This is a genomic window from Rossellomorea aquimaris, assembly GCF_020172085.1.
In the GTDB taxonomy this organism is placed as follows: domain Bacteria; phylum Bacillota; class Bacilli; order Bacillales; family Bacillaceae_B; genus Rossellomorea; species Rossellomorea aquimaris_E.
Window position 1 is genome coordinate 1621668 of the sequence record NZ_JAIVAT010000003.1, and the last position, 22799, is coordinate 1644466.

The window sequence follows — 22799 nt, forward strand, 5'->3', positions numbered from 1 at the left end:
GAGTCAACCTCTTATTTCGCGTATTCGACAGCTCTTGTTTCACGAATGACCGTCACTTTGATATGACCAGGATAATCGAGTTCATCTTCAATCCGTTTACGGATATCCCTTGCTAATCGGTGAGATTCTAAATCATCGATCGCTTCAGGTCTTACCATAATACGTACTTCTCGGCCAGCCTGTATCGCGAAGGATTTCTCAACGCCTTCATAAGACTCTGAGATTTCCTCAAGCTTCTCTAATCGACGGATATAGTTTTCAAGCGTCTCACTTCTTGCTCCCGGCCTTGCAGCGGATAATGCATCAGCTGCTGCGACTAGAACTGCAATGATAGACGTTGGTTCTGTATCTCCATGGTGAGAGGCTATACTATTAATGACTACAGGGTGTTCCTTGTATTTCGTTGCAAGTTCCACACCAATCTCTACGTGGCTACCTTCGACTTCATGGTCGATTGCTTTCCCAATATCATGAAGCAAACCGGCACGTTTAGCAAGTCGTTCGTCCTCTCCAAGCTCGGCTGCAAGTAGCCCTGAAAGATATGCTACTTCCATTGAGTGTTTCAGAACATTTTGACCGTAACTTGTACGGTATTTTAATCTTCCCAAGATCTTGATCAAATCCGGATGGAGACCGTGTACACCAACTTCGAATGTGGTTTGTTCACCAATTTCACGGATGTATTCATCCACTTCACGTCGGGATTTATCCACCATCTCTTCGATTCGTGCAGGGTGGATACGTCCATCCTGAACTAATTTCTCTAATGCAATTCGAGCCGTTTCTCTACGAATCGGATCAAAACCAGAAAGAATAACTGCTTCAGGAGTATCATCAATAATCAAATCAATTCCTGTAAGTGTTTCCAGCGTACGAATGTTACGTCCTTCTCGTCCAATAATTCGACCTTTCATCTCATCATTTGGTAAGTTCACAACACTAACGGTTGTCTCTGCCACATGTTCAGCAGCACAACGTTGTATAGCCAGTGAAAGGACTTCTTTCGCTTTCTTATCTGCATCTTCTTTGGCACGGGTTTCGTGCTCTCTTACCATAATAGCGATATCATGGGAGAGTTCATTTTCAACGCGGTCAAGAATGATTCCTTTCGCTTCATCACGAGTCAAGCTCGAGATACGTTCTAGCTCTGATTGTTGTGATCGTACCATCTCGTCCACTTTGCTTTCCATCTCTTCAATATGTTGTTGTCTTTCGTTAAGAGTCCCCTCTTTTCTCTCGAGTAAGGCTTCACGCTTATCAAGCGTTTCATCTTTCCGATCGAGGTTTTCCTCTTTTTGCATCAAACGATTTTCTTGTTTTTGCAATTCATTTCTTCGTTCACGAAGGTCATTTTCCATTTCTGTGCGAAGTTTATGATTTTCATCCTTTGCTTCCAAAAGTGCTTCTTTCTTCAGAGCATCTGCCTCGCGCTTCGCATCTTCTAAAATCTGCTCCGCTGAACCTTTAGCACCAGCAATCTTTGCTTCAGCAATGGACTTACGAATTAGGTATCCAACAACTACACCGACGATTAGGCCAAGCAAAATGAAGATGATTGTAATAGGTTGCATTATTTCACCTCCTCTTGCTATGAACTGTCATCATGTTTTTTACATGTCGGCTTGTACATTGCTCACTTGAACAAAATATACAGCGCTAGGCTTTCAAATATTCATTCGAAAAATTTGTAAAATATACATGTTAATTTTAAATCTCTGAAAATTTATTGTCAAGGGGTTGAGCCCTCTATCACTAGATTTCTCAAGGGTTTTTTTGCAATCGACAAAAATTGGCACTGATACGGCGGGCATGAGATTTGTTTTTAATCAAAACTTTTTTTTCATCTTGTGTCTCGTTGAGAGGATGGTCTGATCATTTAGGTTCTCATTTCCACATATATCCTGTTTGAGAGAAATGGTGTTGTTTCTATTTTCAACCAATTATTCCAATACCATACATAACAAAGAGAAGCAAGCCAATCCATGGCTGCTTCTCTCCCTCACTTAGTCTTCTAAAAGACTTAATTCACCTTGATCATCCGTTTCGGCACGGCCTGTATCCAATCCGTAATGCTCACGAATCTTCAGCATGATTTCATTGCGGACTTCAGGATTTTCTTTAAGGAAAACCTTCGCGTTTTCACGGCCTTGGCCTAAACGCTCTTCATTGTAGGAGTACCAGGCACCGCTCTTCTGAACGATGTCCAATTCAGAGCCAAGATCGACGATTTCACCTTCTTTAGATATTCCTTCCCCGTACATGATGTCAACTTCAGCCACACGGAAAGGTGGAGCCACTTTATTTTTTACGACTTTAATCTTTGTTTTGTTCCCGACCATTTCATTGCCTTGTTTAAGTGTTTCCGCACGACGAACCTCTAAACGCACGGAAGAATAGAACTTCAACGCACGTCCACCAGGAGTCGTTTCAGGATTTCCGAACATAACGCCGACTTTTTCACGGATTTGGTTAATGAAAATGGCAATGGTCTTCGATTTGTTGATAGCACCTGAAAGTTTACGTAGAGCCTGTGACATTAAACGGGCTTGAAGACCTACGTGGGCATCCCCCATCTCACCTTCGATTTCAGCCTTTGGTACTAGGGCTGCAACGGAATCAATGACGATTGCGTCTACTGCTCCACTGCGCACCAACGCTTCTGCGATTTCCAAAGCCTGCTCACCTGTATCTGGTTGAGAAAGCAATAATTCATCTATGTTTACTCCGAGCTTTTGAGCATACTCAGGATCAAGTGCGTGCTCGGCATCAATGAATGCCGCTTGTCCGCCTTGAGCCTGAACCTCTGCAATCGCATGAAGTGCAACGGTTGTTTTACCGGATGATTCGGGTCCATATACCTCAATGATTCTTCCACGCGGATATCCGCCAACTCCAAGGGCAGCATCCAACGCAAGTGATCCACTTGGACATGTTACTACTTTTCTATCAGTCTGTTCCCCAAGCTTCATGATTGAGCCTTTACCAAACTGTTTTTCTATTTGTTTTAACGCCATATCTAGGGCTGCTTTACGATCGCTCACAAATCTTCCTCCTTTAAATATACATCTTGAAATGACAACTTATAAGTTTGTCTCAAATCCAACCTATCTATACTATAAACCTTTTTAATATAGAAAACAAGAAAAAAATCGAACATTCATTCGGTTTTTTCAAACCGGTTCGCGTGCTTGAATTTTCTCGTCATTGAGACCAAACAGAAGAACGGTATGCCTATAAACAAGAGCGACCTGTAAACGCCAAAAGGCTGCCCTCTAAAAAGAAGGCAGCCCATGTCTCATTCAAACTTGACTCAATTCCTTAATCAAATAATGCCAGCCATACTTCGCCGTCCTCATACGGTTCCCATTTCTTCCTCCACCAAGATTGAGCAGGAACGTCTTGGTCGTCCCTCCTTTAACGGATAATCCGATCCAGACTGTCCCGGCAGGTTTGCCTTCTAGGGGGTCAGGTCCTGCCACGCCGGTAAAGCTGATTCCTATATCAGTAGAAAAAAGCTCCCTAACGTTATCCGCCAATTCCACAGCACACTGCTCACTTACAGCAGAGTGTCGCTTTAATGTGTCGCTTTTTACAGATAGGACCTTTTTCTTCACTGCATCCTGATAACAGACCACACCACCTGCCAGAACCTCTGATGCCCCGGGAATGGATGTCAATTGCGCCTGAAAGAGTCCGCCTGTTAAGCTCTCTGCACACGATAAAGTAACGCCTTTCTGCTTAAGCAGTTTTAATCCTACTTCCACCAGGGAATCAGTATCATATCCGTAGAAGTATTCCCCTACAATCTGTAAAATCTCCTTTTCTAATGCATTCACCAACGATTCAGCGATACTTTTTGACTCATGCTTTGCAGTCAGTCTCAACGTCACTTCCCCATCACCTGCAAGAGGGGCGATGGTTGGGTTGGTTTGCTGATCGATCAAATGTTCTAATTCCGTTTCCAGGTGTGCTTCTCCAATCCCAAAAAATCGGAGGACCCGTGAATAGATGACTTCTTTCTTCTTCATCAGATTTTGAATCGCCTGTTTACCATACTTATGGAACATCGGCCGCATTTCGGATGGTGGACCCGGAAGAAGCATATAAGCATTGGCACCTTTTTTTAGAAGCATCCCAGGAGCCATACCTTGTTCATTCTTCAATACATGTGCTCCGGTCAAAATAAGTGCCTGTTTTTCATTATTTGGTGTCATTTCACGATTGACTTTTTGAAAATAGTTTTTAATCGATTCCAAAGCATCCGTATCCATGCTCAGGGTCGTTCCTAATGCCTTCGCAATCGTTTCTTTCGTCAAATCATCTTTTGTGGGTCCAAGTCCCCCTGTGAATATCAATAAGTCTGATCGCTTCTTGGCTACTTCAATAGCATGCTGCAAACGACCAGGATTGTCTCCTACACTAGTGTGATAATACACATCCACACCCATTTCTGCTAATTGCTCAGAGATGTATTGAGCATTTGAATTGACGATCTGCCCAAGCAGCAATTCTGATCCAACAGCAATAATTTCTGCGTTCATCTCTATTCCCCCCTGAATTTGGTGTAAAGAAGGGGATGATCCCTATTTGGATCAATCCCCTCAAATACTTTATTATTTCGAATTTACAAATGCTTTTTTGTTATGTTTAAAGTAATCCCATCCAGACCAAATCGTAAAGAACATAGCCACCCATAGAGCAATGGTCGCAAATGGAAGATTGATCAATTCGAATATCGCGTTGTGCAGGAGCAGAGCAGAAATCGCAATGATCTGTGCCCAAGTCTTAATCTTACCTAGTTGACCTGCTGCCACGACTTCCCCTTCTCCTGCTAATACGAGGCGAAGTCCGGTTACTGCAAACTCTCGACTGATGATGATGATGACGATCCATGAGGGAGCAAGCCCCATCTCAACCAGAACAATTAACGCTGCCGATACAAGCAATTTGTCAGCCAGTGGATCTAAGAATTTCCCCAGATTCGTCACAAGGTCCAGCTTCCTTGCATAATAGCCATCAACCCAATCCGTTGTTGCCGCAATAATGAAAATCATGGCCCCAACAAAATGCTTAACCGGCATTTGTGCTCCAAGGAACATCATTCCCCCCCAGTTCAAAGGTGCGAGCATGATGATTAGAAATAATGGAATTAAAAATATCCTTGATACTGTTATCTTATTAGGTAAGTTCACCTTTCTACCTCCAATACTTAAAAAACGCATCTACTTTTAGTATGTAAGAAAAAGGAGTTATTAAAACTCCTCTCCTGTTCATTATGGATTCGTTTGTGGTTCGTAATGAATGATGATATCCTGCCTTACGACATCCGTGGCAGAGATTTTGTATTCAAGCTGTTGACTGTTCACGGAAATATCTGTGTTTGAGGCATTACCAATAATGAGATATGCCTGCTTTTCCCCAGATAAATCAAAGTCCTTTTTATTATCCTTCTTTAATAACCCTTCGAATAGCGCTTCATCGACGGTGTTATATACTCCTACCCACGTATCACCCTTTGCTGACAGCTGAAGCTTGAACTCATCTGCATTTTTCAGTTCATACGTCGTTTTATATCCTGAAGAGTTCACTGATTCTAAAGATTGTTCAGGCTTTGCCTCATCTTCATCCGCCTTTTGATCGTCGGAAGGTTTGTCTTCATCGGTTTGTTTCTTGTCAGGGGTTTCTTTTTCAGGCTTTTCCCCTTCGGCACTTTGATTTTCATCTACATCCACCTGGGATTGATTTTCTGATGGATTGGCCTCAGGAGCCTTGTCCCCCACTCTTCCTTGCCAAAACACCCAAAGGGCAACCAGTGCTCCTATGACAAACAGGGCTATGAGCAGCTTTGGCAGAAAATCAAATACCTTGGTCGAGCTTTCCGATACACTCTTACGGGACTGGACCCTTGAGAGAGACATCGGTATTTCATCTTCATAGGTTTTCGGGATCTCCTCCTTGTGCTCCTCGAAGATCACTTCTGGGGGAAGCCCAACCGCTTCACAGTATTGTTTAATGAATGCCCGAACATAAAATTTACCCGGCATCGCATCATAATTGCCTTCTTCGATTCCAATCAAATAGCGTTTTTGGATTTTTGTTATCCTTTGTAAATCATCAAGGCTGTAGTCTTTTGCCTCACGTGCTTCCTTTAAACGATTTCCTAATTCCGTCACCACTTAACACCTTCCAATATTAAAAATCAAAACCTCCAAAATCGGAATTTTGAAATAGATTATTTTGTTCCACTAATTCGTATGTAATTTCTTCATCAGGATCGTTTCTAAGTTCAATGATATAATCAAAATCTTCAAGTGAATATTCAGAGTTTTGAACAAAAACATCAGGATGTTCGATTACTTTCACAGCAGGTAACCTCATGATTTCCCTTACCAGCTGCCAGTGCTTCTCGCTTGCACGGCGTGTCGAAACAATACCGTCTATGATAAACAAGTTTTCGGAGGAGTATTCATCCTCGATCAATTTGCTTCTAATCGTTTGCTTTAACAATGTAGAAGAGACAAAAAGCCATTTCTTATTTGCACATACACTTGATGCCACGATGGATTCTGTCTTACCTACACGAGGCATCCCTCTGATCCCAACAAGCTTATGTCCTTCTTGCTTAAATAATTCAGCCAAAAAATCCACCAATAACCCAAGCTCATCACGAACAAACCGAAACGTTTTCTTGTCATCGGCATCTCGCTGAATATAGCGGCCGTGACGGACGGCAAGCCTGTCCCTTAATTTCGGCTCCCTGAGCTTGGTCACATTGATCGTATCCATTGTTTGAAGGATGGACTCAAGCCTCATGATCTGTTCGTCATTATTGGCAAGGAGCAGCATGCCCCTTCTTCCTTCGTCAACACCATTTATAGTCACTATATTTATAGAAAGCATTCCTAATAATGAGGAGATATCACCTAAGAGGCCAGGACGATTCTTTTGGATTTCATATTCTAAATACCACTCTTTGCGTTCCATCGTTACCCTCCTAAAGACTGTGATATTCCGATTCAAGAAAAAAACATCATTCGAAAAGTATATTTTAAACATCTAGGTATTATCATAAATGATTTTCAGGCAATAGAAAAGCAAAACCTATATAAATATGCATAATTTCTCAATTCCTAAGTGTGCTTTTTGATTGGGTGTATCAGGATATGAACATTTTCACCATACACTTTACCCTCATATAATAAAAAGGAGAGGGAAATTCCCTCTCCTTAGCGAGTACCGTTGTTGTTTACAAGTTTCACCATCATGTTCGCAATAGCATGTTGCTCTTCAGGAGAAGCGACAGACCATAAATCCGCTAATACTTTTTCCTGATCGTTCTTAGCCTCAACTTGATTGGCAAGATAGTCACCAATCTGGTATGCCAAGTCGTTTACTGTTTCATTTTCCATACCGCCGTGTTGAGCCTGGTTAAGACGGTCCCCTAAAAAGTTTTTCCATTCAGACCAGTTATCTAATACAGACATTTGTCATGACCTCCTTTATTGAAATACAATCTTAGTTTGTATCCAGGAGAAAAAATTATGCGTCATTATCAAATGGCTTCAGAACTTTTTTATGTGTGCCATCCCCCATTGACAGAGAGGGTTTGACCGGTAATATATGTAGCCTTTTTGGATATCAGGAAATGAATGGAGTCCGCAATCTCATCTGGATGAGCGAAGCGTCCCATTGGAATCTCCTCAAACATGGAAAGCCTATCTTCGTCAGTGAATCCACTCAACATATTGGTTTCTACCACTCCCGGTGCTATCGCGTTCACTCTTACCCCACTTGGAGCAAGCTCTTTACTTAAAGATTTCACGAAAGCCAATTGAGCCCCTTTGACCGTTGAATAAACGACCTCGCAGGCACCGCCTATCTGACCCCAAATGGAGCTTACTATGACGATATTTCCTTTTCTGTCTATCAACTTCGGCAAAAGTTGCTGAATGAGGAGCATTGGACTTTTGATATGAAGATTGATCATCTGATCCATGTCATTTTCTGAATGATCTTGAAAGAGCCCCCACCCGGAATTCCCACTACAATAAATAACGGCATCAAGCTGAAAAATGGACTGAACTAGTTTTCCGACTTCCTTTGGAGTGGTGAGATCGGCCCGAATAGGGATTGCCTCCACCCCAAGTCCTTCAATTTTATGTACTAATTCTTTCATTGCCTTTTCATTGGAATGGTAATGTAAATAAACATTCCACCCCTCTTCTGCAAGTGCAAGGGCCGTACTGCTTCCAATCCCGCCCGATGCACCTGTAATTAATGCATGTTTCATTCGTTTCACTCCAAACATTGATCACATAAAGAGAGGAACTACTCTTTGAAAAAGAATAGCTCCCCTATGGTCATGATTTAGGTACTACCTGACAAACGGTAAATCGTTCTTCGCTAATAATGGAATTGGCTACTGCCTGGATATCATCATACTTTAATGATTCAAGTGTCGGTACAACTTCGAATAAATCCATTTCATTAAACGCATATCGCGTGAATTGATTCGCAATGTATTCAGGAGAGTTAATGGCGCGAAGGAATGAACCGATCTTCTTCTTCTTGGTTCTTTCCAATCCTTCTTCTGTAAAAAGGGATTCCTGTTTCGCTTTCAGAAGCAGGGATTGTACCTTTTCCGCCAGTTCATCCGGCTTTTCCGTATCTCCACCGACAGTAAGGAATCCAAAGCCATTTTCCTGTGTATAGTCGTAATGGAACGTCTCATCGATTAAACCATCATTATAGAGTTCAGAATAATACGCTGAACTCTTCCCAAATAACATGTCAAGGAAGACATTCATGGATAGCTCTTGTCTGAGCATTTCCTTGCCCTGCTGCTGTGGTTCTGGAGCTTTGAGACCAACTAAGCATTTAGGACTTTGTACGTTCATTTTTAGAACCTGTTTCTTCTCTGCCACAGTGTCAGGTTCATCCTCGAATTTCCGCTTGATTTCAGGCATTTTTTCATAATCCTTTTTTTCCTGATTTGAACGGATCTGATTCATGATCTGATCAGGATCTACTGCCCCCACCACAAACAGCAGCATATTGCTTGGGTGGTAGAATGTGTTGTAGCACTGATACAGCATATCTTTCGTAATCGGGGTAATGGACTCGATCGTACCAGCGATATCAATTTTCACAGGATGATTTTTATACATGTTCTGGATGACCCCGAAGTATAATCGCCAGTCCGGGTTATCATCGTACATGGTGATTTCCTGACCAATGATGCCTTTTTCTTTTTCTACCGTTTTTTCTGTAAAGTAAGGGTCTTGAACGAAATCAATCAGTGTTTCGAGATTACGCTCAACATTGTTTGTACTGGAAAATAAATAAGCTGTCCTTGTAAAGGAGGTGAAAGCATTAGCCGATGCCCCTTGTCGGCTGAACTGTTGGAAGACATCTCCATCTTCTTTTTCAAACAACTTATGTTCTAAGAAATGAGCAATCCCATCCGGTACTTTGACGAAATCATCTTCACCCAGAGGGACGAAATGATTATCGATGCTTCCATACTTCGTCGTAAATGTGGCATACGTCTTATTAAAACCTTTTTTTGGGAGAATGTACACGTCCAGTCCATTTGACATTTTTTCATAATATAAATTTTCTTGTAATTGATCGAAGGAAATTTTCTTCATCATTATCCCTCCATTCCTGTTAGAAAGTAGATCGTATCAAGTTCAACCTTATTTGCTGCTTTCACTATATCTTCTTTTGTTGTTTTTTCCACTTCATCAAGCCAATGTTTCAGATCGATTTCTTCGTGAGCAACGGCGTTATGATATAGGACTTCAACCAAGCCCCTGGACGTATCGATCGTTTCTAAAAGCTGATTGCGAATGACCGCCTTCGTTTGATCGATTTCCCCATCCGTAAAGTCTCCATCCTTCATGGCTTGCAGCTGTTCGTTTATGATACCGACAGCCTGATCATACTTCTCGAATTCGATTCCGGACATTACCATCAATAATCCCTTATGACTTTCCAAACGGCTGGCAGCATAGTAAGCCAAGCTTGCTTTCTCCCTCACATTTATGAACAGTTTAGAATGGGAGAAACCGCCGAAGATCCCGTTGAATACCTGAAGTGCAAAGTAGTCATCATCCCCGTACTTCGTATGTGTGCGGTAACCCATATTGAGTTTTCCTTGTTTCACATCCTGCTTCTCTTTTATGACGTTTTCTTGTTCTTTCTTCGTCACTTCTGATGCGCCCACTTCTTGGGGAGTACGGTCACTTAATTTAAGGAGTGAGTCACAGAGACTTTCCACTTCTCTAACCTCAACATCTCCAATCACATACAAATCAAATTGATCTTCAGACATCACTTTCTGATAATAGTCATATAATCTCTTTGCGGTAATGGCTTCCACTTCTTCACTCTCACCATTCACATGAAGAGCAAACCGTTCCCCTTTGCACATTTCTTCCACTAACCGTGAATTGGCATAGCGCATTTTATCATCATATACCGCTTCTATTCTCACCTTTTGGTTTCGCTTTTCTTTTTCAACGGTTTTCTTATCAAATTCATTATTTTCAACATGAGGATTCTGCAGGACATCTGCAAGGAATTCAATCCCTTTTTGAAGTAATGGTTCAGAATCCTTCAGAAACTTCTCGTTGGCGATTTCAACGGACATACTGACCACATGGTACTCTCCTTTTTTACCTAAATCGACAAAAAAATTGGCACCATATAACTCATCAAGATACGAGCGTAATTCCGTTGTGCTTGGATATGTCCCTGTACTGCTCTGCATTACATGGGGTAGTAATCCCCGCAATGTAACGGTTTCCGGATCAAGGGGTGCTTTCATCTTTAATACGAGGCTGTTTGTCTTATACTTATCCGTTTGAACGATATGTAGCGTGTACCCCTGTTTCTTTTTTACTACTTCATTGATGGCTGTCATCGTACCGTCCTCCTTAGTTCCACACTTCCGTCATTTTGGATTCAAAAGTTATAAACACCCTTATTGTGCGGTATTTATGTATAACTATACATGTAGAGAGTGATTGTTTTCAAGCATCTTCCTCTGTTGGAAAAATACCCATGGAGTAAACTATAATATGCTTGCAGATTTTCCTTTATGTTTCACGGTGGTAACTCTCTTGATATAAAAAAAGGATATCCCGACATTTCGGGATATCCTTCTTGTTGTTATTCAAATGACTTAACGGTTTCCTTTGATATAAGGCGTGCCCAATGCTTTTGGTGCATCTGCACGTCCGATGAAGCCTGTAAGTGCAAGTATGGTCAATACATAAGGCGCAATCAAAAGATATACACTAGGAATATTTTCAAATAGCGGAATACTTGAGCCGATAATACTTAAACTTTGAGCGAACCCGAAGAATAAAGCAGCCCCCATGGCTCCAAGTGGATGCCATTTACCGAATATCAATGCCGCCAGGGCCATGAACCCTTGACCGCTTATTGTGGCATGACTAAAGTCTGAGGAGATTGCCTGGGCATATACTCCACCGCCCACCCCAGCAAACGCACCTGAAATGATGACACCGATATAGCGCATTTTCGTTACATTGATCCCCATTGTATCTGCTGCCATAGGGTGTTCCCCGACTGAACGGAGTCTAAGACCGAATGGCGTTTTAAACATTACGAACCAAACGATGAAGGACACTAAGATTGCTACGAATGGCGGCCAATACGTGTTGGAGAAGAAAATATCTCCAATGACAGGTATTTTGTGAAGTAAAGGGACATCGATCTTACCAAATCCTTCGGAAATGATATCGGTCTGACCTTTACCGTAGATTCTTTTAACCAGGAATAGAGTCAAGCCGACTGCAAGTAAGTTGATAGCCACACCAGAAACGACCTGATCTGCTCTGAATGTGATCGAAGCAACGGCATGAAGTATGGCAAGTAATGCTCCCATCAGCATGGAAATGATTAGTGCCACCCATGGTGTCGCTGAACCAAAAGTATCTGCGAATGCAAGATTGAATACAATACTTGAAAATGCTCCAATGACCATTAACCCTTCAAGACCAATATTAACTACACCTGAACGCTCTGAGAACGCTCCTCCCAAAGCAGTGAAAATAAGTGGAGTCGCCCAAAGTAATGTAGACGGGATGAGAATAGTCAAAATATCAATAAAGCCCACTTATTTCACCCCCTTTTTACTAAATCGTTGAATCAGATAACGAATCATGTAACCAGATGCTACAAAGAAAATAATAAGAGCAATAATAATATCTACCAGTTCATTCGGAATTCCTGCATCGAGTGGCATATTCAGTGCCCCTACTTTAAGTCCTCCGAATAGAAGGGCAGCGAATACAACTCCTATGGCTGCATTTCCGCCTAATAGAGCGACAGCGATACCGTCAAACCCGACTCCTGTAAATCCACCTTTAATGGAAGCGTAGCCGAATGTTCCGAGGCCTTCCATTGCTCCAGCAAGTCCTGCAAATGCACCAGAGATGACCATGGAGAGGATGATGTTCCCGTTCACGTTCATTCCTGCGTATTGAGAAGCATGCTGATTGAAACCTACTGAACGCAATTCATAACCACGGGTTGTTTTCTCGAGTAAGAACCACATAATGAATACACATGCAAGGGCGATGAAAATCCCCCAATGCAAACGGGAATAATCCGTTAAGCTTTCAAAGAATGGTGACTTCAACGAAGCCGTCTCTGCTATATAATCTGTACGATCTTTTCGATCTGTTAACACATCACGGATTATGGCATTTGTTACGTGTAGTGCAATATAGTTCATCATGATCGTGACGATAACTTCATGTACACGATATTTCGCTTTAAGTAAACCAGGGATGAAACCCCAAAGCGCTCCTGCCATTGCTGCTGCAATGATGGCAAGTGGCAGGTGAATCATCTTTGGCAAACCATCAAAGGCAACACCTACCCAGACTGCAGCCAGCCAACCAACAATCAATTGGCCTTCTACCCCGATATTGAAAAGCCCAGTTCTAAAGGCAAAGGCAACAGCTAAACCTGCCAGAATATATGGTGTGACTTGACGAACCGTTTCTCCAACATAATATATTTCACCGAAAATACCATTCCATAATGCGGAGTATCCAGCAATCGGATCATATCCACTCACAAGCATGATGATGGTTCCGACGATGATACCCAAAAGGACTGAGATAACAGGGATTAGTATATTCGTTAATCGATTAGACATGTGCGTTTCCTCCCGTTTCCTTCCTCTTAGAACCAGCCATTAAAAGTCCAAGTTCTTGTTCGGTTGTTTCCTTAGGGTCAACAATCGCCACAATTTGACCTTCGTAAATGACGGCGATACGGTCACTTACATTCATGATTTCATCCAGTTCAAATGAAAGAAGCAGAACAGCTTTCCCATTATCCCTTTGTTCAATCAGCCGCTTATGGATAAATTCAATCGCACCTACGTCAAGACCCCTCGTTGGCTGTGCCGCAATTAATAAATCAGGATCTCTGTCAACCTCACGGCCTATTATCGCCTTTTGCTGGTTCCCTCCTGATAAAGCACGTGCAAGAGTAAACTCTGACGGGGTCCTTACATCAAACTCTGAAATTAGTTTTCTCGCTTGATTATAAATATTTTTATAACTTAGGATCCCTTTATTCGAATACGGCTTCTGGTAGTACGTTTGGAGCACCATATTTTCGCCGATTGGAAAATCAAGAACCAGACCGTGTTTATGGCGGTCCTGAGGAATATGGCCCACTCCTGATTCATAAATCTTACGGGGTTTCATATTCATTATTTCTTTGCCATTCAATTTTATCGAACCGCTGTCGACCTTATATAACCCAGTAATGGCCTCAATCAACTCGCTTTGTCCGTTCCCATCGACTCCTGCAATACCCAGGATTTCTCCTGCTTTCACTTCAAGATTCAATCCTTTAACTACAGGAACATTGCGATGATCTTTCACATTCAAATCACGAATCTCTAATACACTATCACTCGGGGAAGCTTCTTTCTTCTCCGTTTTAAATGTGACTTCTCTCCCTACCATCAGGCTGGCAAGGTGATTCGGGTCGGTTTCCGACACTTTCACTGTGCCTATCCCTTTCCCTTTCCTGATAACGGTTACATTATCACACACTTCCATAATCTCTTTCAGTTTATGGGTGATAAGAATAATGGATTTTCCTTCTTTGATCAGGGTTTTCATGATCTGTATAAGCTCTTTGATTTCCTGTGGGGTCAATACAGCTGTAGGTTCATCGAAAATCAGGATTTCCGCTCCACGATAAAGCGTCTTTAATATTTCTACACGCTGCTGCATACCAACTGAGATTTCGGAAATTTTAGCGGATGGGTCCACTTTCAGGCCGTATCTTTCAGAAATATCCAGAATATCTTTCTCGGCTTTTTTAATATCCACCGTGGCTCCAGCCTTTGGCTCTCTTCCAAGAATAATATTCTCTGTTACAGTAAAGGTATCTACCAACATGAAATGCTGATGAACCATCCCTATTCCGAGATCATTCGCTATGTTTGGATTGGTGATATTCACTTGCTGTCCTTTAACTCGAATTTCACCTTGCTCAGGTTGGTAAAGTCCAAATAATACGTTCATCAGTGTTGACTTACCTGCTCCATTTTCACCAAGAAGCGCATGAATTTCACCTTTTTTGAGCTGGAGGGTAATATTATCATTTGCTACGATGCCGGGGAATTCTTTGCGAATATTCAACATCTCGATTACATAATCCATTGCTATTCACTCCTTGCATAGGCTGGGGATATCGATCTAGTAGTTAGAGGTCAGACCTTATAACTCTAGAAAAAAAGGGTTTCCCCTTATAAAACTCTAAATGAAAGATAGAAAGAAGTTCTATGTTTCAATTAAGGTTCTAAGTAAAATTTCATTGAATCGTCTACTTTTCACATCGGAAGACGCGTGACTCTTGTACCATTATCCAATCAGAACTTCGTTTTAAAAAAGGGATAGGAGACCAGCTTTCATTGATCCCCTTATCCCTGATACATTAGCTAGCTGAGAATGATTTAGCTTCATCAAGTGATTCTGGAACAGTGATTTCTCCACTCTTGATCTTTTCTTTCCATTCATCAACTTTCTTCATCACTTCGTCTTTGTTAGAAAGCTCTTCATTAATCGGAGCTAAACCAACGCCATCTTCGTTAAGACCGTATGAGATAACCTCTCCACCTGGGAAATTGCCATCCTTCGCCTTGCTTGAAAGGTCCATAACCGCATTATCAACACGCTTTAATGAAGATGTTAAGATGATGTTGTGATCCCCGACTTTACCTTCTGCTGATTGATCAGAGTCAACACCGATCGCCCATAGTTCACGTGAAGGGTCTTTCTCTTTTAAGTCACGCGCTTCCTTGAATAGACCGTTACCAGTACCACCAGCTGCATGGAAGATTACGTCAACATCTTGGGAATACATTTTTGAAGCGATTGTTTGTCCAAGTTCAGCCTTATCAAATGCTCCTGCATAATCCGCAACGATTTCTGCATCAGGATTAACGGATTTAACACCAGCGATGAAACCTGAATGGAAACGTTCGATTACAGGGATTTCCATACCTCCGATGAATCCAATCTTGTTTGTTTTTGTTGCTAAACCAGCTGCAACTCCAGCTAGGAATGATCCTTCTTGCTCTTTAAACGTAATGCTTGCAACGTTTGGTTGTTCTACAACAGCGTCAACGATTGCAAAATGTGAATCTTTTTGTTGTTGTGCAATATCATTGACCGCACCTTGCATTAAGAAACCGATACCATATACTAAGTCAAAGTCTTGACGAGCTAAAGTGTTTAAGTTCGTAGCATAGTCAGCATCAGATTGGGATTGTAAGTAGTCAAATCCTTCTTTACCTTTTTCTAAGTCGTATTCTTTACCGAATGCTTGAAGTCCTTCCCAAGCTGATTGGTTGAATGATTTGTCATCTACCCCACCAACATCTGTTACCATTGCTACTGTAAATTGATCTTCTTTCTTGCCTTCACCACTAGATGTACCTTCTTTGTCCTCGCTTGTCCCACAAGCACCTAATAATGTACCTGCTGCCAGAACAAATGACAACGCTAAACCAAATTTACGTTTTTTCACCTAGAGTACCCCCTATTATTGTAATAAATTAGTAGTAAGATAGATTGTTGTTATACGCGCTTTCTTAATACCTGGAAGCTAAATTTGTCTGATCTGAAATAGTTTACGGAATACAGGATCGGCTCATCATTTTCATCAAAATGCATTTGCTTTAAAACGAGTAAGGCCGTTTCCGGTTCGCAATTTAGAATAGGGGAGATTTTATCGTGATATCCCATTGGCTCTATTTGTGCTACCGCATGAGTGATTCTTTTATTCTCTCGTTTTTCGAGAACGGTGAAAATCGAATTATCCTCGTGTGTGAAATTCCTCGGCATTACCTTTTCAGGAATCTTATCCACACAATAGACAACCGGTTCCCCATTAGCGGTTCGAACTCTTTCAATCAGGATCACGTCGTCCTCTTCATTGCATGTAAACCTTTTCACATCATCCTCAGTAGCTTCTTGAGTTGTTGAGCTTAAGAAAATGGTCCCTGGCTCCATACCAGCCTGCTTAATCATGTTCGTTACACTGTTTAACTGCTCGATACCGGAAGTAAAGAGCGGCTTCGCGTTTACAAATGTACCTACTCCATGACGTCGTACGATGACACTTTCTTCCTCAAGAATTCTGAGAGCTTCCCTTAGAGTAGCTCTACTTACGCCTAATTGTTTGGAGAGATCAAATTCTGATGGGAGTTTTTCTTTTTCTTTGTATACTCCCGCTTCGATATCCTTCTTCAAACGGTCAATTACTTGTAAGTATAAATGCCTATTGTCTGTTTTTATTGTCACTGGAACCACCACCACATTTTCTCAAGACATCAGACCTCTGATGTATATCTTTCCTACTAATCGAAAATACTATAACACTTTTCTTTTGATAAATAAATAGCATTGTGTGATTTTGTCGAAAAAAATGATTAGAATGACAATTTAGAATCCTTTTTTGTAAAAAATTAGGTTAAAAACTGCTTTTGAATGGGTTTTCATGGGATATATTAACTCTAATTTTACATTCGTATCGTATTTTATTATCAAACTTTACATGCACACAACAGTGTCTTTACAATTGAAAACGCTTTTAATAGTATAACATATTGGTGGATAACTATTGATATTATTAAATTTATTGTGTTCAAATGGTATTTCCTTCAAAAAATGATCACAAAAATAGGTGTGTTATTCTATTCGGATTGAATAGGATAACACACCTTTTATTTTACGAACTTTGTTCTTCTGATGGCTTGCCTACCAAGACGGTTCTCGGCTTGCTGCCCTCATAAGGGCCTACCACTCCCCTTACTTCCATTTCATCGATCAATCTGGCAGCTCTCGTATAGCCGATCCTGAATCTTCGCTGAAGCATGGATACAGAGGCAGTCTGCATTTCAGCAATTAACTGGACGGCGTCATTATATAATTCGTCTTCGACTTCACCTGACTTCTCATCCTCCTGCACTTCATCAGGAATCATTTCTTCCTGATATTGCGCCTTTTGTTGAGAAATGACAAAATCAACGATCTCTTCTACTTCTTCATCTGATAAGAAAGCTCCTTGAACCCTTGTCGGCTTCGATGCCCCGACTGGCATGAAGAGCATATCTCCCCGGCCCAAAAGCTTCTCTGCACCACCTGAATCCAAGATGGTCCTCGAATCCGTTTGAGAGGATACGGCAAAGGCAATCCGTGATGGGATATTTGCTTTAATGACTCCTGTGATAACATCTACAGAAGGACGCTGCGTCGCTATGATTAGATGGATCCCTGCCGCACGTGCCATCTGAGCAAGCCGTGTGATGGCATCCTCCACGTCGCTCGAGGCCACCATCATCAAATCGGCAAGCTCATCGACAATGACCACAATGTAAGGAAGAAGAGGCTGCTTATCATCGTTCTCGATATTCTGTCTCTTAACATAGTCATTATAGCCTTCAATATTCCTTGTGCCCGTATGAGAGAATAGTTCATACCTTCGCTCCATTTCACTTACAACCTTTTTCAAAGCCTGAGAAGCTTTTTTGGCATCCGTTACAACAGGGGCCAGGAGATGGGGTACACCGTTATAGACATTCAACTCCACCATTTTCGGATCAATCATCATTAGCTTTACTTCATGCGGTTTTGCCCTCATGAGAATACTGGTTATAATCCCGTTGATGCAAACACTCTTCCCGCTTCCTGTCGCACCTGCCACTAATAGGTGAGGCATTTTATTCAGTTCAGCCAGAACCGCTTCGCCTGTAATATCTCGTCCCAATCCAATCTGCAGCTTGGCATCGGGCTTATTGTGTTCCTTCGCTTCGAGAACTTCCCTAAGGGACACCATGGCCACTTCCGAATTGGGAACTTCGATACCGATGGCGGATTTACCAGGAATCGGCGCTTCAATCCGAATATCCTTCGCTGCAAGGGCTAATGCAAGGTCGTCACTCAAGTTGACGATGCGACTTACTTTCACACCCACATCGGGATGCACTTCATATTTTGTAACAGCAGGTCCTAGATGGACTTGTGTCACTTTTGCCTTTACGCCAAAGCTCTGAAACGTTCTCTCGAGCTTTGCGGCGTTGGCATGGATTAATTGGTACTCATTACTTTGATCTGTTTTTCTGGGACTTTTCAATAATGTGATCGAAGGAAGCTTGTAATCCTTATTTTCTACCTCTGTAAAGGTGATTGGAGGTGAATCCGGTTCCCCTACAGACTCGGTATGGTTTTGTGGAACACTGACTTCTTTCTCTTCTTTTGTACCTTCGGTGGATGGAGTTGGGTCATCTTTAGGAGGTACACCGTATGCACGTTCCGCGAAATTCGAGATGATCGGCTCCCTCTTTTCTTCCTCCTGTGAAGGCGCTGATGCCACGACTTCCTCTTTCACTGGTGCCTCTTTCTTCTTCTTTTCCCTCGTCTCTTTTTTCTTGGACTGCTCTTCTTTCCATTCACTCATATCCTGTTTGAATGCCGACCATTGTCCACCCATGAATGTACCGAATCGCTTTCCGGCTCGTCCAAGAACATCGCCTAAGGACTTACCCGTCACTAATATGATCCCGATCATGATGAAGGTTGCACTCACGATCCTTGCTCCTTGTGAATCAAAAAGAAAATAGGATACAGCAAATAGGATGCTCCCTATCATTCCCCCTCCAAGGTCCGAAGTGCTGGAATCGCCCCTTACATCCATCCAATACAAATCCCATGTATTCATAATGACACTGGGATTAGCGAAAGAGCCACCATTTGAAAGGAGGTCAAATAATTTCACATGGCTAAGTAGGAGAAAACTCGCAATAATGATATACACGCCTACCAGTCTGCGGCTGAATAACATGGGGACTTCCCTCTTAATCATGAGATAGCCCGCTACGTAAAGCATCCACAGCAAGGCAATCATGTACCACTCTCCCAGGAAAAAACGATAAAAATACACAATCGCCTTTCCAACTGCACCCAGCTCTATGATGGAAATCAAACTTAATGCAGCTAGGATCAGACCGATGATCTCATACTTGATCGTCTGTTTTAGAGTGGAACTCGTTTGAGAACGTTTTTTTCTTCTTTTTCGTTTTGCCAATCCATTCACCTAAATTCTATTGAAGTCTACCTTGTTATGTACATAAAGATGAAGAAAGGGCTGACCCTTTGGGGCAATGTGTGTGCCTAAGGTGTCAGACCCTTCCCGTGTACTTATCGAATCAATCTATCGTCTTCCAGTAATATTATAGCATAACCACTATTTCGGGAAAATCCTCTTTCTCACTCAATTGTTGATAAATTCTCCCGGGCATATTTGATCATTCATATAATGTGCCGGATCGCTGCTCATGACCCTGATGATACGGTATTTATTCTCTACCTGCTGAACGAGTAGAGGCACGCCCTGATAGTCCATCATCATTTGGCCACTGAATTCATTTACATCTGTCGGGAATACAAGATCATTTGGAACGACAGTATACAGTATCATTGTACCAGCCCTTCTTGTTGATCAGACTGCTTCTTCATCTCTATCATTTCATTAATCTTTTTAATGGCAGTCCCGATCCCACCAATTCCATCGATCAGCCCATATTCTACTGCATCATCCCCCACCACATTGGTACCGATATCCCTGGTGAGGTTCCCTTTTGCAAACATCAGGTCTTTAAAATCTTCTTCCGTGATGTTGCTGTGTTTCGTAACAAAGCTTACCACCCGTTCCTGCATCTTATCCAGATACTCAAACGTTTGTGGTACTCCAATCACCAGACCCGTTAATCGAACAGGGTGGATCGTCATGGTTGCTGTGCTTGCAATGTAAGAAAAGTCGCATGATACAGCAATGGGGACACCTATACTATGTCCTCCTCCAAGCACGACGGATACGGTGGGCTTGGATAATGAAGCGATCATTTCGGATATAGCTAATCCCGCTTCCACATCGCCCCCCACTGTATTCAATATCACAACTAGCCCTTCTATTTTTGGATTTTGTTCAATGGCTACAAGCTGTGGAATGACATGTTCATACTTCGTTGTTTTATTTTGGGGCGGGAGCTGCATATGCCCTTCTATTTGTCCGACAATCGTCAGGCAGTGGATGTTGGAGTCTTGAGAAAGTTGTGGAACATTCGTCTGTCCAAGTTGCTGAATCTTTTCCATTAAACCAGATGGCTTGTCTTTTTGATCATCCTGCCCCTTGTTTGGCTCGTCCTGCATATGTTCATGATTTTGTTCCATGAAAACATCTCCTTTTCATTCCCATTCTCTTGTTATTATTTTAATTCAGGAGTGTTTTCATACTGTTTTCTTTCGTGTTAAATAAATATAGGGCTATTTGATAATCCAAATAGCCCCATTCATTATACTTCCATGATGATCGGTAGGATCATCGGTCTTCTTCTTGTTTTATTGAATAGATAATGATTCAATTGATCACGGATGTCCTGCTTGATGGCAGTCCATTCGAAAGAGCCTTTTTGCAGATAAGAATGGACCACATCTGTCACGATGCCCCCGGCACCTTCGATCAATTCTTCGGACTCCCTTACATAAACAAACCCCCGTGAAATAATTTCAGGTCCAGCGACGATTGATTTGGAACGTCGGTTGATGGTCACGACAACCGTAAATACACCGTCTTCCGATAATAATTTACGATCCCTAAGAACAATGTTCCCAACATCGCCGACACCAATTCCATCGATCAGTACATTTCCTGCCTGTACACGACCGCTCATTCTCATCTTACCGTCCTTGTATTGGAGCACATCACCTTTATCCAAAATAAAAATCTGCTTATATGGAAGTCCTGTATCATGTGCCAGCTGGGTATGGGCGACTAACATCTTATATTCACCCTGGATGGGGATGAAGTACTTTGGTTTCATGATATTTAACATGAACTTTAAGTCTTCCTGACTTCCATGACCAGACACATGGACTTTCTTTGTCGCTGTCAATACATTTGCCCCTGCTCTATAAAGCATGTCGATCGTTCTGCCTACAATCACTTCCATTCCAGGTGATGGCGTTGCGGTAATGAGGACTGTGTCTCCTTCTTCAATGTTCACCAGGCGATGAGAACGTTTGGACATACGTTGAAGTGCTTCAAAAGGTTCTCCCTGTGTGCCTGTGGCGATGATGAGAATTTCATCTTTAGGATAATCACCGATTTCATCCATCCCTATGATCAGTTCATCCCGGACATGGAGATATCCCAGTTTCAAGGCAACATCATAGACTCTCTTCAAACTCTTACCAACTACAACGACTTTACGATTATTTTGATCCGCTGTATCGAAAACTTGTTGAAGCCTTATTAAATTGGTTGCAAAACATGCTACAATCACTCTGCCAGACGCACTGCGCAATGCATTCGTGATATGTTGCTCAATGACTGATTCGGATGTAGTAAATCCTGGTCTCTCTGCCTCTTTACTATCAGACAAGAGACATAGAACACCCTTCTCACCGATTTGCGCCATCTTGCCTAAATCCGGTCTGTAAAGATGTTTAGCTGATTGATCAAACTTAAACTCTCCTGTATGGACGATGATTCCTTCAGATGTATGTATACATATCCCGACCGAATCAGGAATACTGTGTGTAGTCTTAAAAAAAGTGACATTTACGCCATCGAAAGTGAGATAGCTGTCTGAGTGAACGGTATAGAATTTCACATCCTCCCTGACATTCTCATCCTTCAACCGGGCCTTTACAAGGGCATTTGTCAAGCGTGTACCATAGACAGGAGCTTTGATCTTACTTAAAACATATGAAATCGCACCGATACTGTCCTCATGTCCATGAGTCAGGAAGATCCCTCTCACCCTTTCTTTATTTTCCAGTAAATATTGAATATCCGGGATAACGATGTCGATTCCCAGCATTTCATTTTCTGGAAACATCAGTCCCGCGTCGATCACAAAAATTTCGTGATCCACTTCAATCACGTACATATTCTTACCGATTTCTCCCACTCCACCAAGAGGTATTACTTTAATACTTTCATTCTTTGTCTTACTCACCATTATGTCCTCCTATGCTGTTCCTTCCCCGATCTTAAATCAGTTATATCCATTATACTTGATACTATTTTGGGAGCACAACCAAATTTATCCTCCCTCAACAAGATTAGGTAAAAGACTGCAATCATTTATACTACGTTACTATTTCGATACATTAAGAGGAATTCCTTCTTCTTTCGGGTAATATATGCCTCACTGATATAAGACAAAA

19 protein-coding genes are annotated in these 22799 nt (G+C 41.9%); all 19 read right to left on the reverse strand.

Features of this window, described 5'->3' with window-relative positions; all coding sequences use genetic code 11:
- Positions 1-11: 11 nt before the first annotated feature.
- The 19 genes from rny to LCL96_RS09195 all read right to left on the reverse strand — a co-directional run bounded on the left by rny (position 12) and on the right by LCL96_RS09195 (position 22588).
- Positions 12-1571, reverse strand: coding sequence for a ribonuclease Y (gene rny, locus LCL96_RS09105; protein WP_224941072.1), 1560 nt, complete (start codon positions 1569-1571; stop codon positions 12-14).
- A gap of 432 nt (positions 1572-2003) precedes the next feature.
- Entirely contained in the window at positions 2004-3041 is a 1038-nt protein-coding gene (recA, locus tag LCL96_RS09110) for a recombinase RecA (protein WP_224941073.1), read from the reverse strand.
- A gap of 258 nt (positions 3042-3299) precedes the next feature.
- Positions 3300-4541, reverse strand: a complete 1242-nt coding sequence (locus tag LCL96_RS09115) for a competence/damage-inducible protein A (RefSeq protein WP_224941074.1) — start codon at positions 4539-4541, stop codon at positions 3300-3302.
- A gap of 72 nt (positions 4542-4613) precedes the next feature.
- On the reverse strand, positions 4614-5192 hold the full coding sequence (gene pgsA, locus LCL96_RS09120; RefSeq protein WP_224941075.1) for a CDP-diacylglycerol--glycerol-3-phosphate 3-phosphatidyltransferase: 579 nt from the start codon (positions 5190-5192) through the stop codon (positions 4614-4616).
- 81 nt (positions 5193-5273) lie between these two features.
- Positions 5274-6173, reverse strand: coding sequence for a helix-turn-helix domain-containing protein (locus LCL96_RS09125; RefSeq protein WP_224941076.1), 900 nt, complete (start codon positions 6171-6173; stop codon positions 5274-5276).
- A 19-nt stretch (positions 6174-6192) separates the two neighbouring features.
- Positions 6193-6984 carry a DUF3388 domain-containing protein gene (locus LCL96_RS09130; protein WP_219168814.1) on the reverse strand — a complete coding sequence of 264 codons (792 nt, stop codon included), beginning with the start codon at positions 6982-6984 and terminating at the stop codon, positions 6193-6195.
- A 242-nt stretch (positions 6985-7226) separates the two neighbouring features.
- Positions 7227-7484: a DUF3243 domain-containing protein gene (locus tag LCL96_RS09135; protein ID WP_224941077.1), complete on the reverse strand. Its 258-nt coding sequence runs from the start codon at positions 7482-7484 to the stop codon at positions 7227-7229.
- 89 nt (positions 7485-7573) lie between these two features.
- Entirely contained in the window at positions 7574-8290 is a 717-nt protein-coding gene (gene ymfI / locus LCL96_RS09140) for an elongation factor P 5-aminopentanone reductase (RefSeq protein WP_224941078.1), read from the reverse strand.
- Between the two features lie 70 nt (positions 8291-8360).
- Positions 8361-9650: an EF-P 5-aminopentanol modification-associated protein YfmH gene (gene yfmH / locus LCL96_RS09145; RefSeq protein WP_224941356.1), complete on the reverse strand. Its 1290-nt coding sequence runs from the start codon at positions 9648-9650 to the stop codon at positions 8361-8363.
- A gap of 2 nt (positions 9651-9652) precedes the next feature.
- A complete protein-coding gene (yfmF, locus tag LCL96_RS09150) occupies positions 9653-10927 on the reverse strand; it encodes an EF-P 5-aminopentanol modification-associated protein YfmF (protein WP_224941079.1) in 1275 nt (424 codons plus the stop codon).
- 261 nt (positions 10928-11188) lie between these two features.
- Complete coding sequence (locus LCL96_RS09155; RefSeq protein ID WP_224941080.1) at positions 11189-12148, reverse strand: ABC transporter permease; 960 nt, start codon at positions 12146-12148, stop codon at positions 11189-11191.
- Complete coding sequence (locus LCL96_RS09160) at positions 12149-13198, reverse strand: ABC transporter permease (protein ID WP_224941081.1); 1050 nt, start codon at positions 13196-13198, stop codon at positions 12149-12151.
- The gene (locus LCL96_RS09165; protein WP_224941082.1) at positions 13191-14726 is read right to left on the reverse strand and encodes an ABC transporter ATP-binding protein; all 1536 of its coding nucleotides are present in this window, start codon (positions 14724-14726) and stop codon (positions 13191-13193) included. Before LCL96_RS09165 ends, LCL96_RS09160 begins: the two co-directional genes overlap by 8 nt.
- A gap of 274 nt (positions 14727-15000) precedes the next feature.
- A complete protein-coding gene (locus LCL96_RS09170) occupies positions 15001-16095 on the reverse strand; it encodes a BMP family lipoprotein (RefSeq protein ID WP_224941083.1) in 1095 nt (364 codons plus the stop codon).
- A gap of 50 nt (positions 16096-16145) precedes the next feature.
- Entirely contained in the window at positions 16146-16871 is a 726-nt protein-coding gene (locus LCL96_RS09175; protein ID WP_224941084.1) for a GntR family transcriptional regulator, read from the reverse strand.
- A 427-nt stretch (positions 16872-17298) separates the two neighbouring features.
- Entirely contained in the window at positions 17299-19653 is a 2355-nt protein-coding gene (locus LCL96_RS09180) for a DNA translocase FtsK (RefSeq protein ID WP_224941085.1), read from the reverse strand.
- 186 nt (positions 19654-19839) lie between these two features.
- Positions 19840-20046, reverse strand: a complete 207-nt coding sequence (locus LCL96_RS09185; RefSeq protein WP_224941086.1) for a YlzJ-like family protein — start codon at positions 20044-20046, stop codon at positions 19840-19842.
- Positions 20043-20777: a ClpP family protease gene (locus tag LCL96_RS09190; protein ID WP_224941357.1), complete on the reverse strand. Its 735-nt coding sequence runs from the start codon at positions 20775-20777 to the stop codon at positions 20043-20045. Before LCL96_RS09190 ends, LCL96_RS09185 begins: the two co-directional genes overlap by 4 nt.
- A gap of 143 nt (positions 20778-20920) precedes the next feature.
- The gene (locus tag LCL96_RS09195) at positions 20921-22588 is read right to left on the reverse strand and encodes a ribonuclease J (RefSeq protein ID WP_318246416.1); all 1668 of its coding nucleotides are present in this window, start codon (positions 22586-22588) and stop codon (positions 20921-20923) included.
- Between the last annotated feature and the right edge of the window lie 211 nt (positions 22589-22799).